The sequence below is a fragment of the Halomonas sp. DP5N14-9 genome (assembly GCF_019802175.1).
Classification (GTDB): Bacteria; Pseudomonadota; Gammaproteobacteria; order Pseudomonadales; family Halomonadaceae; genus Halomonas; species Halomonas litopenaei.
The window spans coordinates 284358-300500 of the sequence record NZ_JAHVHR010000020.1 but is presented as its reverse complement, the minus strand read 5'-3'; the positions used below and the strand labels follow the sequence as shown (position 1 = coordinate 300500).

16 protein-coding genes are annotated in these 16143 nt (G+C 64.1%); 11 read left to right on the top strand and 5 right to left on the bottom strand.

Going from position 1 to position 16143, the window contains the following annotated elements:
- Positions 1-80 precede the first annotated feature (80 nt).
- On the top strand, positions 81-1139 hold the full coding sequence (locus KUW00_RS12540) for a spermidine/putrescine ABC transporter substrate-binding protein (RefSeq protein ID WP_124802528.1): 1059 nt from the start codon (positions 81-83) through the stop codon (positions 1137-1139).
- 118 nt (positions 1140-1257) lie between these two features.
- Here KUW00_RS12540 and KUW00_RS12535 read toward each other — a convergent pair whose 3' ends face one another.
- Complete coding sequence (locus tag KUW00_RS12535) at positions 1258-3597, bottom strand: xanthine dehydrogenase family protein molybdopterin-binding subunit (protein WP_124802526.1); 2340 nt, start codon at positions 3595-3597, stop codon at positions 1258-1260.
- Positions 3594-4058, bottom strand: coding sequence for a (2Fe-2S)-binding protein (locus KUW00_RS12530; protein WP_124802524.1), 465 nt, complete (start codon positions 4056-4058; stop codon positions 3594-3596). The genes KUW00_RS12535 and KUW00_RS12530 overlap by 4 nt, the downstream gene beginning before the upstream one ends.
- A 351-nt stretch (positions 4059-4409) precedes the next feature.
- Here KUW00_RS12530 and KUW00_RS12525 point away from each other — a divergent pair, with 351 nt between their 5' ends.
- Positions 4410-4622 carry a hypothetical protein gene (locus tag KUW00_RS12525; protein ID WP_222569205.1) on the top strand — a complete coding sequence of 71 codons (213 nt, stop codon included), beginning with the start codon at positions 4410-4412 and terminating at the stop codon, positions 4620-4622.
- A gap of 8 nt (positions 4623-4630) precedes the next feature.
- Here KUW00_RS12525 and KUW00_RS12520 read toward each other — a convergent pair whose 3' ends face one another.
- Together KUW00_RS12520 and KUW00_RS12515 are read right to left on the bottom strand one after the other, a co-directional pair.
- Positions 4631-5155, bottom strand: a complete 525-nt coding sequence (locus tag KUW00_RS12520; protein WP_045992593.1) for an invasion associated locus B family protein — start codon at positions 5153-5155, stop codon at positions 4631-4633.
- Positions 5156-5400: 245 nt separating this feature from the next.
- Positions 5401-6114 carry an arylamine N-acetyltransferase family protein gene (locus KUW00_RS12515; RefSeq protein ID WP_260425262.1) on the bottom strand — a complete coding sequence of 238 codons (714 nt, stop codon included), beginning with the start codon at positions 6112-6114 and terminating at the stop codon, positions 5401-5403.
- Between the two features lie 221 nt (positions 6115-6335).
- Between KUW00_RS12515 and KUW00_RS12510 the strand changes: the two genes are divergently transcribed.
- The 7 genes from KUW00_RS12510 to KUW00_RS12480 all read left to right on the top strand — a co-directional run bounded on the left by KUW00_RS12510 (position 6336) and on the right by KUW00_RS12480 (position 13630).
- The gene (locus tag KUW00_RS12510; RefSeq protein ID WP_231498492.1) at positions 6336-6893 is read left to right on the top strand and encodes a YgjV family protein; all 558 of its coding nucleotides are present in this window, start codon (positions 6336-6338) and stop codon (positions 6891-6893) included.
- Positions 6894-6997: 104 nt separating this feature from the next.
- Complete coding sequence (locus KUW00_RS12505) at positions 6998-7453, top strand: arsenate reductase ArsC (protein ID WP_308812402.1); 456 nt, start codon at positions 6998-7000, stop codon at positions 7451-7453.
- A 72-nt stretch (positions 7454-7525) separates the two neighbouring features.
- Positions 7526-8542, top strand: a complete 1017-nt coding sequence (locus KUW00_RS12500; RefSeq protein WP_124802518.1) for an ArsJ-associated glyceraldehyde-3-phosphate dehydrogenase — start codon at positions 7526-7528, stop codon at positions 8540-8542.
- 7 nt (positions 8543-8549) lie between these two features.
- Positions 8550-9797, top strand: coding sequence for an organoarsenical effux MFS transporter ArsJ (gene arsJ / locus KUW00_RS12495; protein WP_124802937.1), 1248 nt, complete (start codon positions 8550-8552; stop codon positions 9795-9797).
- A 96-nt stretch (positions 9798-9893) separates the two neighbouring features.
- Entirely contained in the window at positions 9894-10247 is a 354-nt protein-coding gene (locus KUW00_RS12490; protein WP_108131519.1) for a metalloregulator ArsR/SmtB family transcription factor, read from the top strand.
- Positions 10248-10427: 180 nt separating this feature from the next.
- On the top strand, positions 10428-12779 hold the full coding sequence (locus KUW00_RS12485) for a glucose/quinate/shikimate family membrane-bound PQQ-dependent dehydrogenase (protein ID WP_124802516.1): 2352 nt from the start codon (positions 10428-10430) through the stop codon (positions 12777-12779).
- 233 nt (positions 12780-13012) lie between these two features.
- Complete coding sequence (locus tag KUW00_RS12480; RefSeq protein ID WP_185696363.1) at positions 13013-13630, top strand: hypothetical protein; 618 nt, start codon at positions 13013-13015, stop codon at positions 13628-13630.
- Positions 13631-13939: 309 nt separating this feature from the next.
- On the opposite strand, the gene KUW00_RS12475 is transcribed toward KUW00_RS12480, so the two are convergent.
- A complete protein-coding gene (locus KUW00_RS12475; RefSeq protein WP_124802512.1) occupies positions 13940-14140 on the bottom strand; it encodes a hypothetical protein in 201 nt (66 codons plus the stop codon).
- Positions 14141-14246: 106 nt separating this feature from the next.
- Here KUW00_RS12475 and KUW00_RS12470 point away from each other — a divergent pair, with 106 nt between their 5' ends.
- A complete protein-coding gene (locus tag KUW00_RS12470; protein ID WP_124802510.1) occupies positions 14247-15005 on the top strand; it encodes a FadR/GntR family transcriptional regulator in 759 nt (252 codons plus the stop codon).
- 110 nt (positions 15006-15115) lie between these two features.
- Complete coding sequence (locus KUW00_RS12465; RefSeq protein ID WP_124802508.1) at positions 15116-16117, top strand: TRAP transporter substrate-binding protein; 1002 nt, start codon at positions 15116-15118, stop codon at positions 16115-16117.
- The last annotated feature ends 26 nt before the right edge of the window (positions 16118-16143 follow it).

Genomic DNA, 16143 nt, shown 5'->3' with positions numbered 1-16143 from the left:
TGGCTGGCGCATTATTTGCCTGCGAACCAAGCGCTTTTCAGACAAGATCAAACAACAACGACATGGAATGAGGCGAAGTCATGCAACGATGGATGGCGGTGGCAGCACTGGGCATGGTCAGTACCGGTGTCTGGGCGCAGGATGACGACAAGCTGTTTCTGTTCAACTGGACCGAGTACATGGACCCGGCGCTGGTCGAGGCCTTCGAGCAGGAGTTCGGGGTGGAGGTGGTGCAGAACTACTTCACCTCAAACGCCGAGATGTTCTCCAAGCTGGCCGCCGGTGGTGACGCTCAATACGACGTGGTGGTGCCCACCGACTACTACGTCACCCGGCTGATCGACGCCGGCCTGGTGAGGGAGCTCGACGACCCGCGCATCCAGCAGGGGCGAGAGGATCTGATGGAAGCCTTCCGTCAGCCGCCCTATGACCCCGTAGAGCGCTACAGCGTGCCCTACCTGTGGGGCGTTACCGGTATCGTCTACGACACCAACACCTTCGCCGAGCTGCCGCACTCCTGGAGCGTGCTGTTCGACCCCGAGATCAATCCCGACCAGCCCTTCGCGCTGCTGGGTGGCGATCCCCAGGTATCACTCGGCATGGCCTGCGCCTACCAGGGAGCTGGGTTCGACTGCGTCGGTCAGGAGGCCTGGATCAACGCCGCCAAGCTGGTCAGCCAGACCCTGGAGCGGGGCAACTTCACCGGCTTCGTCGACAGTACCGCGGCGGTGGAGCAGGTGGCACGAGGCGTCAGTGCAGTGGCGGTGACCTACAGCGGCGACGTGGACTACCGCAAGGCCGATTCCCCCGAGATCTATGGTGATCTGGCCTTCTTCGCCCCCGAGGAAGGCGCCCAGCTCGGCATGGATACCTTCGTGGTGCCGGCGAGAGCCCCCCATCCGCAGCTGGCCCAGGACTTCATCAGCTTCATGATGCGTCCGGAAAATGCCGCCAAGGCGGCGAACTATGCCTACTACAGAACACCCAATGAGGCTGCCCTGCCGATGGTCGACGAGGCGCTGCGAGAGGCCTCCAGGCTCGATCCCGAGACCAGCGGTCACCTGGTGACCACGCCGCTGATCGAGGGGGACTCGCTGACCATGCTGCAGCAGCTATGGACCGAGGTGCGCTCACGTTGAGGTAGCCGTCCGGTCAAGGAATGGCGGTAAAAAAGCGGCCAGGCGACCCTTTCAGGGTAGCCTGGCCGCTCGCTTTTGCGCGGACGTCACCGCGCAAGGGGGCTCACCTCGGTGGATGTCAGCCCTTCAGCTGGTTGCCCACCGGCAGCTCCCGGATGCGCTTGCCGGTGGCGGCGAAGATGGCGTTGGTCAGGGCCGGCGCCACCGGGGGAAGCCCTGGCTCACCCACGCCGCCCATCGGCGCATCGGGATTGTCTACCAGATGGACACGCACCTCACGCGGGGCGTTGGCCTGGCGTGGCAGCAGGTACTGGTGGAAGTTGTCCTGTTCGATGCGACCGCCGCTTGCGCTGATCTCGTTCAGCAGGCCGATGCCGATGCCCATCACCACCGAGCCCTCCATCTGGGCACGGATGCGCTCGGGGTTGACCCTGGGGCCGCAGTCGAAGGCCACGTCCGCCTGGTGGACGATCACACTGCCCTGATCGTTGACCTCCACGTCCAGCACGATGGCGGTGTAGGAGCAGAAGCTGTGATGCACCGCCAGGCCCTGGCCGCGGCCTTCGGGCAACGACTTGCCCCAGTCGGCTTCCTCGGTCGCCCGCTCGACGACGCCACGCAGGCGACCGACATCGATGGTATAGCGCTCCGGGTCCTCTCCATAGTTCCAGGTGGCGCCGACGGCCAGCGGGTCGATCTCGCGCGCCGGCCCCAGAAGTTCCAGCAGGTAGTCGCGATGATCGCGTCCGGCGGCTGCGGCGAGTTCGGCAACGAAGCTCTGGATGGCAAAGGCGTGGGGCAGGTTGACCACCGAGCGGAACCAGCCGATGCGCTTGTGTGCCGGGGCCTCGCCGTTTTCCAGCGATAGCGCGGGAATGTCGAAGGGCAGGGGCGTCAGGCCCATGCCGAGTTCGTAGGTCGCCTTGTACTTGGGGTCGTCCTGGAAGATCGACATGATGGTCGGCGCCAGGGTGCGATGACGCCAGCCCTGGACCTTGCCGTCGCTGCCAAGGCCGGCTTCCAGGCGGTCCACCGACAGCGCGTGGAAGTAGGTGTGGTGAAGGTCGTCCTCGCGGGTCCACTGAAGCTGCACCGGGCGGCCGTCGAGGGCGCGACTCAAGTGCGCCGCCTCCACCACGAAGTCAGGCTTGGCCTTGCGCCCGAAGCCGCCGCCCAGCAGCGTCTGGTTGACCTTGACGCTGGCGCCGTCGATGCCGAGCTGCTTGGCGACCTGGTCGCGGGCGCTCTGCGGGTCCTGCACCGGCGCCCAGGTCTCGGCACCGTCTGCGTTTACCCGGGCGATGGCCACCGGTGGTTCCATGGTGGCATGGGCCAGGTGAGGCATGTAGTAGGTGGCGCTGTGGCGGGACTCGGCGTCGGCCAGCGCTGCCTCGATATCGCCGCTGGCTCTGAGCACCTTGCCGGGGGAATCGGCGCGCTGCTCGAGCATCTCGCGGTAGCTTTCGGTGTCGTAGCCGGCGTTGGCGTCGAGCCCTTCGGTATTCCACTGGATCTTGAGCGCCTTGCGTCCTTCGATGGCCGCCCAGGTGTTGTCGGCGATCACCCCCACGCCGCCGAGCGGGTGGAAGGAAGACGGCTGGGAGGTGCCCTCGAGCCTGACGGTCTTGATCACCCCGGGAATCTTGAGCGTCTCGCTGTCATCGACGCTGGCGACGCTTGCACCCAGCACATCGGGGCGCGCGATCACCGCGTAGGCCATGTCCGGCAGGCGCATGTCGCCGCCGTAGATGGCCTTGCCGCTGACAATATCCTCACCGTCCACCGCCGGGGCGCGCTCGAGGTTGCCGGTATCACTGTCGTGGCTGGGGCCGAGGGACTTGCCGATCAGTCGCCATTCGCTTTCGGGCTTGAGTGTCAGCGAGTCTCGAGAGGGGATATCGAGCTCCCTGGCCGCCGCCGCCAGCTCGCCGAAGCCGAGTTCGCGCCCGCTAGGCGTGTGGACGATGACGTGGACGCCGGCCTGGCATTCGTCCACAGGTACGTCCCAGCGCTGGGCGGCGGCCTGTTCCAGCATCCGACGGGCCGACGCGGCGGCCCGCCGCATGGGATCGAACCAGTGGCGCATGCTGCGCGAGCCGTCGGTGTCCTGGTTGCCGTAGGTGTCGGAATCCCCCGGGGCCTGGGTAGCCTTGACCTTGCTCCAGTCGGCACCCAGCTCATCGGCGGCCACCATCACCAGGCTGGTGCGGATGCCCTGGCCCATCTCGGCGCGATGGTTGGTCACGGTGACGCTGCCGTCCTCGTCGATCTGGATGAACACGTTGGGATTGTCGACCCAGCCGTAGGCCATGCCGGCGGCGCCGTACTGCTTGTCCTCGGCGGCGGCGGCCAGGTCCCAGCGGGCGGCTACCACCAGCGCGCTGCCGGCGGCCAGTCCCTGGAGAAAGCGTCTGCGGCTGACGTTGGCCAGCAGCAGCGTATCGACGGTACGGTTCATGCCTGCTCCTCCTGTCCGGCTGCACGATGGATCGCGGTGCGGATCCGGTTGTAGGTGCCGCAGCGGCAGATGTTGCCCCCCATGGCGCTGGCGATGTCATCGTCGCTGGGGTTGGCGTTGTCCTTGAGGAAGGCGGTCGCGCTCATGATCTGGCCGGCCTGGCAGTAGCCGCACTGGGCCACGCCGACATCCAGCCATGCCTCCTGCACCTTGCTGCCGACAGCGTCGGTGGCCATGGCCTCGATGGTGGTCACGTGCTTGCCCGCAGCCGCCGCTACCGGCGTGACGCAGGAGCGCACGGCGGCGCCGTCCAGGTGAACAGTACAGGCGCCACACAGCCCCATGCCGCAGCCAAACTTGGTGCCGGTCAGATTTACCACATCGCGCAGCGCCCACAGCAGCGGCATCTGTTCGGGCACGTCCAGTTCATGCTGCTGGTCGTTGATCGTCAGGGTTATCACCGTTCACCTCCTGGTGCTTGTTGTTGTCGATGCGCTCTTTGTTGGCGCTGTGCTCTTTGTTGGCGCTGTGCTCTTTGTTGGCGCTGCGCTCTTTAGTGTCGATGCGCTTGCGATATCGCTGCGCTCTTCACTGGCGCTGCACTGGTCGTTGTCGCCATGCTTGCCGTTGCCTTGGCGTGTCACGGTCGAGGCTTTGCCCCTGCAGCTGATCATAGGCAATTTACCTGCAACTTATTGTTCCACTTTGGGCCGAAGTCGGCGCCCTTGGCTAAGCGTACTTAGGTGCACGAGTGCCGTAGCACGGCCTCGGCTCTGCCGACCGAAAACGGCAGCGGGAGAGGACCTAAAGGAATGCGCGAGCGCAAGATCGGTAACAATGCGACTGGCAGAAAATCGACAGGTGGGGAGAAGAGACAGGAGAGACAGGAGAGACAGGAGAGACAGGAGAGACAGGAGAGACAGGAGAGACAGGAGAGACAGGAGAGACAGGAGAGACAGGAGAGACAGGAGAGACAGGAGAGGAGAAAAGACAAGGGACACGCCACCCGAAGGCGGGTGGCGTGAAGGATCGATCAGTTCTGGTCGACGCGATCCTTGGCGGCGCTGAAGCCCATCAGCGACACGTTGAGGTCCTGACGCTGGCCGCGCGGGTTGACGATGCTGACGGTGGCGGTGCTGCCGGCCTTCAACTGGTTGAGCAGTTGCGGCTGCAGCGGGATGTCGGCACGGCAGCCCTGGGGCACACACACCTGGTAGGGCATGCCCACCGGCTCGTTGGTATCGACCTTGAGCTGCAGGCCTGGGGCCAGACGTACGCCCAGCGGAACCAGGAAGGTCATGGCAGAACCGTCCAGCTGAGCAGGGTTGCCGACCACGACCCGAAGGACCGGCTCGCCATCGGCACCATTGACCAGCTGGGTCATGGAGCAGGAGCCGTCGGACGGGTTGACCGGGCAGTTGACCTCCCAGGACTGGAAGGTTTCGGTGTTGACGGCGGGTCCGGCATTACCGGTGCTCTGGGCGAAGGTCAGCGGCGACAGCGCCAGCAGGCTCAGCACACCGGCGGCACGCAGGCCGGACGCAAGGCGATTGAACATAAACGGCAGGCTCCTTTCCAAATCCATTGGCAGACAAAGGCTCGGGGCATAGTTCAACACGGAATGGGGCCTGTTGGCGACTGTCGCGAGGGGTTAAGGGCACTGACCACGGCGCCATGTCGGATTTTCTCTTTTTCTCAGCCCAGCCCAGCCCAGCCCAACCCTACACAAGATGCGGTCGACCTCGGGTAGCGTGGAAGCAGGAGCGACTGCGGGATCGATCGAGAGATCGACAGCGGGATCGACTAGAGTGGGGCGAGATCCTCGTAGCTGGCCTTCAGTACGATCCCGAAGTGCTCTTCCAGCGCCGCCAGATAGGCCGCGCCCGGGGGCAGGAGCTGTTCGCTTGCCGCGCCCCCGCGTCGGATCTTCAGGGTGAAGTCGGAAAGGCTGATCTGGCCCTCGGGGGTGGTCAGCGCGGCCATGCGCGAGGTGGTGAAGTGCAGGCCTGGCCAGGTGGAGGTGAAGTGATTGGCCATCTGAATATCACCTTCGCACACCGTGGTGAAATCGACGCTATAGAGGTCGACCCATTGGGCTCCCATCAATGATTGCAGCATGATCCCGTAGCAAGCGTTCTCCACCAGTCGTAGTGTCTGGTCTCCGATGTGGAGCGGGGTGTCCGGGGTCAGCGGTATCGGGGCACAGGGCGTATTGGTGCCGAAGCCGGCGTCGACCAGCCATTGGCGGTTGTCCAGCGTCACCAGCGATACCTGATGACTGCGCCCGGTGGGGGTTCCCGACAGATGCACACGTCCCAACAGGGCCCTGGCCTCGAATCCGAAGGCCTCAAGTGCCATCAGCAACAGGCCGTTGAGCTCGAAGCAGTAGCCGCCCCGGCGTTGACCGATGAGCTTGGCCAGAATGCCCTGGGCACTGACATCCACGCCGCGGCCCAGGCAGATATCGAAGTTCTCGAAGGGCAGCGAGGTGAGCTGGGCGCGATGCAGCGCGTGCAAGCACTCGGCAGACACCTCGACAGGTTGCACAAGGCCGATACGCTCAAGGTATTGGTCGCAGGGAAAGTCCGAGAGGGGCATGGGCGGTTACGCGTAGCAAAGTTCGGTTTAGCCTAGTGCGAGGGCAGCGGCCTTGCCAGCCTTCGCGCGTCGTCACCACGCATGCGGACAGGCTCGGTCGCTTGCCTGCCTGCCCGGCACAGCGCAACAGCCGTGCTAGGATGACCGATCCTTTTTCGATCGCTTGGGGGCTTGGCATGGAGGAGATGGGGCTGCGATGGCTCGCCGGGCAGGCCGTCAGCCTGGTGGCGCTCACGCTCTGTGTGATCGGCTTCGCCAGCCGGCATGACGACAAGCTCCTGGTATTGCTGCTGGGAGCCAACCTGGCCTTCGCGACCCAGTTTGCCCTGCTGGGGAGCTGGGTAGCCGCGTCGATCTCGGCCCTGATCATCCTGCGCATCGCTCTGGCGCGACGCTTTCCCGGCAATCTGGCGATCATGCTTGGCATGTTGCTCGCCACCTTGCTGGTAGCGGCGCTGACCTGGAGCGATGCGCGTGATCTTCCTGCCCTGGCGGCAGGGCTGCTTGGCACCTTTGCCATGTTCATGCTCAGAGGGGTGGCGATGCGTCTGGTACTGGCCGGCGCCGCCTTCTGCTGGATCATCAGCAATCTGCTGGCAGGTTCGCTGGGTGGCACTCTGGCCGAGACGCTGATCTTCGCCACCAACATCATCACCATCGTGCGCCTGAGGCGCCAGGCCTCGGCCGCCGCCCACTGATCCTGGCGGCTGTCGTCGATTCCTTGTGGTGGACGCGAAACGGTCACGGAATTGACATCCTTGTCTCGTATATATGAAATTCCATATATCCTGAGGCGCCCCCGATGACGATGTCACAAGAGTCCCGCAAGCAACGCGTGTTGTTTCTGTGTCACGCCAATTCCGCTCGCTCGCTGATGGGCGAGGCGCTGTTGCGCCACCTGGCCGGTGATCGCTTCGATGCCTTCAGCGCCGGTACCGAGCCGGACGAGCCGCATCAGAAGACGCTGGCCGCGCTCAAGGAGCAGTCCATCAGCACCGAGGGGCTCGCCAGTCAGTCCCTCGACAGCTTCGAGGGACAGCACTTCGATGCCGTCATCGTGCTGTGCGACAAGGCCCAGGAAACCTGTCGCGACTGGGAGGGCAGTCGCGACGAGCATCTCTATTGGGATATCCGCGATCCCCGTGGCATCGAGCGTGACAACGCCTACGCCCAGGCGCTTCAGGAAATCCGCGTGCGCCTGATGCTGTGGCTGCAGATCAAGGATCGTGATCGCGCCCGCCACCTGGCCGACGATTGATGGCGTAACCCTCTGTCGGCAGAGCCTGGCGGGTGCCGGGGCGCAATACTCACTTTCTAAAGCGAGACTTTCATGACGCTACGTATCGGTATCAATGGTTTCGGGCGGATCGGCCGCCTGGTGGTTCGCAGTCTGTGGCCGCGTATCGCCGCTGGGGAGGTCGACCTGGTTCGCGTCAACGATCCCGGTGGTGACGCCGCCACCTTCGCCCACCTGCTGGAGTTCGATTCGGTGCACGGCCACTTTTCGCCCGAGGGCGGGATCAATGGCGAGGGCGAGCAGCTGAACCTCGACGGTCGCGCGGTGGCCTTCAGCGGAGCAAGCGTGCCGGCCGACGCGGACTGGTCCGGCTGCGACGTGGTGATCGAATGCTCCGGCAAGCACAAGACTCTGGACAGGCTTCAGGCCTATCTCGACCAGGGCGTGCGGCGCGTCGTGGTCAGCGCGCCGGTCAAGGAGGAGGGCGTGCTCAACGTGGTCATGGGGGTCAACGATGATCTCTACGAGCCCGAGCGGCACCGCATCGTCACCGCCGCCAGTTGCACCACCAACTGTCTGGCCCCGGTGGTCAAGGTGATTCAACAGTGTTTCGGAATCCGTCATGGCTCCATGACCACGGTGCATGACATCACCAACACCCAGACCATCCTCGACGCGCCCCACAAGGACCTGCGTCGGGCGCGGGCCTGTGGCATGAGCCTGATCCCTACCACGACCGGGTCGGCCAAGGCGATCACCGCGATCTTTCCCGAGCTCGAGGGCAAGCTCAATGGCCACGCCATCCGCGTGCCGCTGGCCAATGCCTCGCTCACCGACATGGTCTTCGAACTTGAGCGCGAGGTGACGGTGGATGAGGTCAACGCCGCCCTGCGCGAGGCCGCCGAAGGGGAGCTTGCCGGTATTCTCGGCTACGAGGAGCGCCCGCTGGTTTCCATCGATTACCGCACCGACCCGCGCAGCTCGATCATCGATGCGCTGTCGACCATGGTGGTCAACGCCACCCAGCTCAAGCTCTACGCCTGGTACGACAACGAGTGGGGCTACGCCAACCGCACCGCAGAGCTGGCGCTGAAGGTGGGTCGTGGCTGAATCGTTGATGGCGCGGGTGAAGGCGCTGCCCTTCGAAATCCGCCAGTACCTGCTGATCACCGGCAACTACTGGGCCTTTACCGTTACCGACGGCGCCCTGCGCATGCTGGTGGTGCTGCACTTCCACCAGTTGGGCTATTCGCCCCTCGAGGTGGCGATGCTGTTCTTGTTCTACGAAGCCTTCGGGGTGATCACCAACCTGGTGGGGGGCTGGCTCGGGGCACGGCTGGGGCTCAATCGCACCATGAATCTGGGACTCGCTCTGCAGATCGTGGCGCTGGCCATGCTGATGGTGCCGTCCTCGGCGCTGAGCGTGGCCTGGGTCATGGCGGCCCAGGCATTGTCGGGCATCGCCAAGGACCTCAACAAGATGAGCGCCAAGAGCGCGGTCAAGGTACTGGTGCCCGCCGAGAGTGCCTCGGCAAGCTCTACCCTGTATCGCTGGGTGGCGATCCTGACCGGCTCCAAGAACGCGCTGAAGGGGGCCGGTTTCTTCCTCGGCGGCCTGCTGCTGACGCTGATCGGCTTTCGTGGTGCGGTCATCGTCATGGCGCTGATGCTGCTGGCGGTGCTGGTCCTCTCGCTGGTTCGCCTCAAGGCCGATCTGGGGCGCGCGAAGCGCAAGCCCAAGTTCTCCGAGATATTTTCCAAGTCCCGCGCGATCAATGTCCTGTCGGCCGCGCGCCTGTGTCTGTTTGCCTCCCGGGACGTCTGGTTCGTGGTGGCCTTGCCGGTGTTTCTCTATGACCAGCATGGCTGGAGCCACTGGACGGTGGGCGGGCTGCTGGCGATCTGGGTGATCGGCTACGGCGGTGTCCAGACCCAGGCGCCCCGGCTGACCTCGCTGATGGCAGGAAGCCAGCGACGCACGACGGTATTCTGGGCGCTGGCCCTGGCGGGGCTGCCAGCCCTGCTGGCGGTGCTGCCGCTGGCTCAGGTGGGCTGGCTGGTGGTGGGCCTGTTGCTGTTCGGGGTGCTGTTCGCCATCAATTCGAGCTGGCACAGCTACCTGATCGTGCACTACGCCCGCGCCGAGGGTGCCTCCATGGACGTGGGCTTCTATTACATGGCCAACGCCATGGGGCGCCTGCTCGGCACCTTGCTGTCGGGCTGGCTGTATCAAAGCCAGGGGCTGTCGGCCTGCCTGTGGGTGTCAGCGGCGCTGGTGCTGGCCAGCGCCCTGATGGCACTGGCCTTGCCCGGCGATGGTCAGCCTGAGCCCGCAGCCGCTGACGACGAGGCAAGGCCCGCTTAAGATAGTCGGCCCGCGGAGGAACCCCGTGACGCTGAACGAAGAAGGCCGCTGCCCAGGGAAAAAAGATGAACAGGCAAAGATGAACAGGAAACGCCGATGATGTCGCTGGACCCGTTACGCCTCTACAAGTGCCTGTCGGAAGAGACGCGCCTGTCGATCATGCTGTTGCTGCTGCAGGAAGGAGAGCTCTGCGTCTGCGAAATGACCGCGGTGCTCGAGGTGTCGCAACCCAAGGTGTCACGCCACCTGGCAGAGCTGCGTCGCTGTGGGTTGCTCCAGGATCGTCGCGATGGCCAGTGGGTCCACTACCGCCTGAGCGCCGAGCTGCCCGACTGGGCGCTCGACTGTCTCGAAGCCGGCGCCCGGGGGCGACGGGCCGAGCTTGAGGCATTGCACGCAGGACTGGCCAGGATGGGGGATCGTCCGCAGCGCTGCGAGAGCCTCTGCTGAGGCGCTGTCGCCTTCCATGGTCACCCTGATCGCCTTGCCCGGCCTTTGAAAAGACGCAGGCAACTTGCCTGTATTACAAGAAGAGGGCCTACACTGAAGCTGTGCACCGGCATGTTAATTCTCATGCTAACCAATTAACATGCCGGCCACTTAAACGATTCAGTGCAAGGACCTTGGATCATGATCATCTACTCCCTCATCCTGTTGTTGGTGGGGCTTTCGCTATTGGGGGGCGGCGCCTGGCTGGTCACCCTGGGTGGAAGCTGGTACTACGCCCTGGCCGGTCTGGTGCTGATCGCGGTGGGCGCCATGGCGCGCTCCCGTCGCGTGCCGGCGCAGCTGTTTTACGCCGGGCTGCTTGTCGCCACGGCCGCCTGGGCCCTCTGGGAATCCGGCTATGACTGGTGGCCGCTGGCCACCCGCATGGGCCTGTTGATGCTGCTAGCCATTCCGCTGCTGTGGCCGCCGCGTGCCGGCAAGCGTCTGGGTACGGCGGTGCTGCTGCCGGTCTGGGCGGTGCTGGGTGTAGGCCTGCTGGGTAGTCTGGCGGTGGACGCTCATCGCATCGAGGGGCGACTCAACGAGGACGAGATCGTCCAGTCACCCGAGCTTGGCGATTCGCCGGAGGCGAGCTGGCATGCCTACGGCCGCAGCAACCTGGGTCAGCGCTACTCGCCGCTGGACCAGATCACCCCGGATAACGTCGGCGAACTGGAACTGGCCTGGCAGTATCAGACCGGTGACAGGAAGGGCCCTGACGACGTCGGGGAGACCACCTACGAGGCCACGCCGCTGAAGGTGGGTAATGCGCTGTTTCTGTGTACGCCGCACAACTGGCTGGTGACGCTGGACGCCGATAGCGGCGAGAAACTTTGGCAGTATGACGCCAAGGTGCCTGCGGAAAGCTCACGCCAGCACCAGACCTGTCGTGGCGTCTCCTACCTGCCGCCGGCATCCGGCGATGGCGATAGCCTCGACGTCGCGGCGGCGAGCCAGCCGGCCGAGGCGCTGGAGCCGATCCAGTGCGACGCCCAGCTGTTCATGCCGACCTCCGATGCGCGCCTGCTGGCCGTCGATCCGGCCACCGGTGCCCGCTGCGCCAACTTCGCCGACAACGGCGAGCTGGACCTGATGCACAACATGCCGTTCACCCAGTCCGGCTTCTACTACTCGACCTCGCCCCCCGTGGTGGCCAATGGCCTGGTGGTGGTGGCCGGGGCGGTCAATGACAACTACGCCGTCGATTCACCCTCCGGCGTGATCCGCGCCTACGACGCCAGGACCGGCGAGCTGCGCTGGAACTGGGATTCCGGCAACCCGAACGAGACCGCGCCGATCGGTGAGGACGAGACCTACGCCACCAGCTCCCCCAATAGCTGGGCGGTGGCCAGCGCCGACGAAGAGCTGGGGCTGATCTACTTCCCGATGGGCAACCGGACCCCGGACCAGCTCGGCCACTTCCGCAGTGAGGCCGAAGAGAAGTTCGCCACCTCGGTGGTGGCGCTGCGTCTGGACAGCGGCCAGGTGGAGTGGGTCCAGCAGTTCGTCCACCACGACCTGTGGGACATGGACACCCCGGCGCAGCCGAGCCTGGTCGACCTGGAGACCGACGAGGGCATGCAGCCCGCGCTGGTGGTGCCGACCAAGCAGGGGGACGTCTACGTCCTCAACCGCGCCACCGGCGAGCCGATCTTCCCGATCACCGAGGAGCCGGCACCGCAGGGCACCATCGAAGGCGACTACGCGGCACCGACCCAGCCCAGGTCTGCCCTGAGCTTCCGTCCGCCGAAGCTGCGCGAGGCCGACATGTGGGGAGGCAGCCTGATCGACCAGATGGTCTGCCGTATCCAGTTCCGCTCGCTGCGCTACGAGGGTCAGTACACCCCGCCGTCCGAGCAGGGCACCATCGTCTTCCCCGGCAACTTCGGCGTCTTCAACTGGGGTAGCCTGGCGGTGGACCCCAAGCGCCAGGTGATGTTCGGCATGCCGCTGTATCTGGCCTTCACCAGCACCCTGGTGCCCAAGGATGGCGCCGAACTCGGCGAGACCAACCAGGGTGAGCAGGGGCTCAACGAGAACGCCGGTGCCGACTACGCGGTGGAGATGAAGCCGTTCCTGTCGCCGCTGGGCATTCCCTGCCAGCAGCCGCCCTGGGGCTACGTGGCCGGCACCGACCTGCGTACCGGTGAGGTCGCCTGGCAGCACAAGAACGGCACCATCGAAGACATGACAGCGCTGCCGCTGCCCTTCGAGATGGGGGTGCCGGGTATCGGCGGTCCGATCATCACCGACGGAGGAGTGGCCTTCCTGGCGGCGTCCGTGGACGACTACTTCCGTGCCTACGACCTGACCACCGGCGAGCAGCTGTGGGAGTCGCGGCTGCCAGCCGGCGGCCAGGCCACGCCGATGACCTACCTCAATAGCAAAGGCGAGCAGATGGTCGTGCTGGTGGCCGGGGGGCATGGCTCGATCGGCACCACCATCGGTGACTACGTGATGGCCTACAAGCTGCCGGATCAGGCGTCACAGTAGGCGAGCAGGGAGGGGAGCCGAACATCCGGCTCCTGCCCTGAAACAACGCCGTTGCAGCAAGAGCCCTCGTCGGATACCCGACGGGGGCTCTTGCTTAGGTAACGGGGCGGATGACCGGGGTGCGGCAAAACACCCGCTACCGGCCATAATAAAAGATTCAGATAATGGGGATCTTTGTGCCGCTTCGGGATCGTGTGTCCCGACGGCCTACCGCCAGGGACAGGGAGAAACGCATGTCAGATATCGTCCTCTACGTGATGATCTACGCGGCCGTGCTGTTGTCGATCTATCAGGTCTACTACATCTACTACGAGCAGCACTTTGCCGACTTCGAGAAGCGTCCCGGAATGGACGCCGAGGCGCTTGAGGAGCTGTCTCGGCTGGCCGAGCAGGCCAGGAATACCGGTGATCGCGAGGCCTTTGCCCGGGCGGTGAACGAGCGCTTCGATGGCCGCGTCGACCCCAGGGTAGCGCTGGCGGCCTTTTCTCGGGACGACGAGCCGGTCAATGCCGCCATGCTGCTACGCCGGCGTCGCCAGATCGTCACCAATGGGCGCATCATGGTCCGCCATCTGGCCAGCTGGACGACCCGCCCGCCGAGCCGGGACCTGCGTGGCACCCTGATCATCGTGATCATCGCGCTGTGCCTGTCGGTACTGGGGCTGGGTGGGCTCAGCGTCTATACCATCGGCTATCAACTGGGCTCACCGGCGTTCGCCTGGGCCAACGATCCCGCCGTCCTGCTTTCGTTGATCGCGCTGCTGATCGTCGCCACCCACCTGGTCTACAAGCTGGACGTCTACCTTCACGATCTCTACGAAATTGGCAGGCTGAATCCGCACTTTCGCTAGGGCTTGTCTGAAAAGTGCCTGCGCTCGGTAGTACGGCGTTAAAAATCGGATCAAAATGCTCATTTACACCCCGTAAACTGCGCTTTTTCACCGATTTTTGCCTTGTCTAACCTTCGCTCGTCGACTTTTCGGACAGCGCCTAGGTGGTGACGGTACTGCAGCGGCACGTCCAGGCTTCAGTCGCTGGTTCGCAGATAGGCGTGTCGGTCGTCTGTATTGGCTAGATGGTTGCCTTGCCTGGGTGCGTCGACCAAGCGCCAGATATTGAGGCCCCGCTTAGGCGGGGCCTTTTTGTGCAATGTGCCTGCGTCAGGCTTGTGCGCCCCTGAATCGTTGGCGGAAGGCGCGTTGCCGCTTCAGGAAGGCGCTGGAGGTTGAAAGTGGTAAGACCACATGGCTGGCACCAAAGTCGCCTTTTGCAGCCCAGACCTGACGACTATGGTTCAAGGCATTGACGAGAAAGCGTCGGATTTCGCGGAAACTGGCAATAAGAAGGGCGGCGATCAGCATTGTCGTGACCGGCGAGAGTCGCTGTTGATGTGCGTCAGGTGAAATGGTCGAGAAGTGGTCTTGAGGGCTCTTAAGAGGTAAGACCAGCTGGATGGGAGGATGACCAATGTTGGACAGCGCGATCCGTGAGGGCGAGTCGGTCAACGGCTATCAAAGAGTGTTCGAGGTCTTTCGTGAACGCGTCCTCAATGGCGAGTGGCGGCCTGGCGATCGTTTGCCCAGCGAGCGTGAATTGGCTCTGGAGCTCAAGGTAGGCCGACCGCTGTTGCGTGAGGTGATGCGCTCGCTGGAGATGCTCGGGGTCCTCGACATCCGTCACGGCAAGGGCGCCTATGTGGCCAAGGCCGACTTCAAGGTGTTGTCGGATTTCTTCGCCTTTTACCTGGCTCAGGAGAAAAACGCCCTCGACGACGTCATGCAGGCCCGGATAGCCATCGAGTGTCAGGCGGTGCGACTGGCCTGTGATCGCGCTACCGATAACGACATCGCCCGCATAGAGACCTGCTTCAAGCAGTTGATGGCCACGCTTGAGGATCCCGAGCAGGGCGGGCGCGCCGACTACCAGTTTCATCTTGCCATCGTCGAGGCCAGCCATTGTCAGTCGCTGATGACCTTGTACCACGCGATTTCCGCGCTGTTGCTCAAGAGCCACGTCCAGCGTCGACAGATCACCCTTGGTTCGGACGAGGTGATCGAGGCGCATATCGATTCTCACCGACAGGTGTTCCTGGCCATCGTCGAAGGCGACGGTGACAAGGCCAACCAGCGCCTGCGCGAGCATTTTTCCATCGGCGACGAACTGCGCCGCAAGAGCATCATCGCCGCCTATACCCAGGAAGCCGAAGCAGGCCTTGGCCGACGTTGAGCGCCAGCCATCGTCATGGCGCCGCGTCAGTCTGTTGCCAGGAAGGTGACGACGCACCATCGATACCGAAGTACGACAACGACAATACAACGCTACGAGAGGTGAGCCTGATGAATTTCAAGACCGCTGCGACCCTTGCCACTCAGGGGGTGGCCCTGAGCCTCGCGATCAGCCTTTCGGCTGCAAGCGCTTCTGCCGAAACGATTCGCTATGCCCATGTCGGGGCTGAAGGCGATCTGCAGACACGTTATGCCAGCGAGGCGGCAGAGGCCATCGCCGAGGCCTCCAATGGCGAGTTGGAGATCCAGGTTTATCCGGCCAGTCAGTTAGGTGGCGTTGCCGAAATGGTGGATGGTGTGCGCATGGGCTCCATCGGTATGGGACATCATGACTTCGCGTCCCTTGCGCGTATCGTTCCCGAGGCGGCGGTGTTCAACGCCCCCTATATCTATCGCGATGCGGCCCACGCCCTGGCCGCCACCGATCCCGAGACACCCGCGGTCAAGGAGATCAACGAACGGTTGATCGAGGACGGTGGGGTGCGCATCGTCGGGCGCATCTATCGCGGTGCACGGCATGTGTCGTCCAACTTCGAAGTCAAGTCGCCGGCCGACCTCAAGGACAAGCCCTTCCGGGCGGTTCCGCTGGATCTGTGGATCTCCATGGTCAAGGGGTTTGGCGCCAACCCGACGCCGGTAGCGGTGTCGGAATTGCCGACCGCGCTGATGACCGGTCTGGTGGTCGGGCAGGAAAACCCGCTGACCATGATCGCCGCCAACAAGCTCGATGAAGTGCAGTCCCATGTGGCCCTGACCGGACATATGCACTCGGTGCTGGCCGTCTTCATCAACGAGGATGTCTGGCAGGGACTGTCCGATGACCAGCGTTCTGCAATCACCGAGGTCCTCGACGACAAGGCCGATGAGTCGCTCGAGTGGGCTCAATCGTCCGAAGATGCCCTGGTGGAAGAGCTCAGAGGCCGTGGCATGACGGTGATCACCGCCGACGACGGTCTCGATCTCGACGCCTTCCGTGAGCAGGTCAGTGCGCAGATCAGTGCCGACTTTCCCTCCTTTGACAGCTATGTCGAGCAGATCGCCAAGGTCGATTGAACCGGCAAGCATCGTCAGCGATGGGC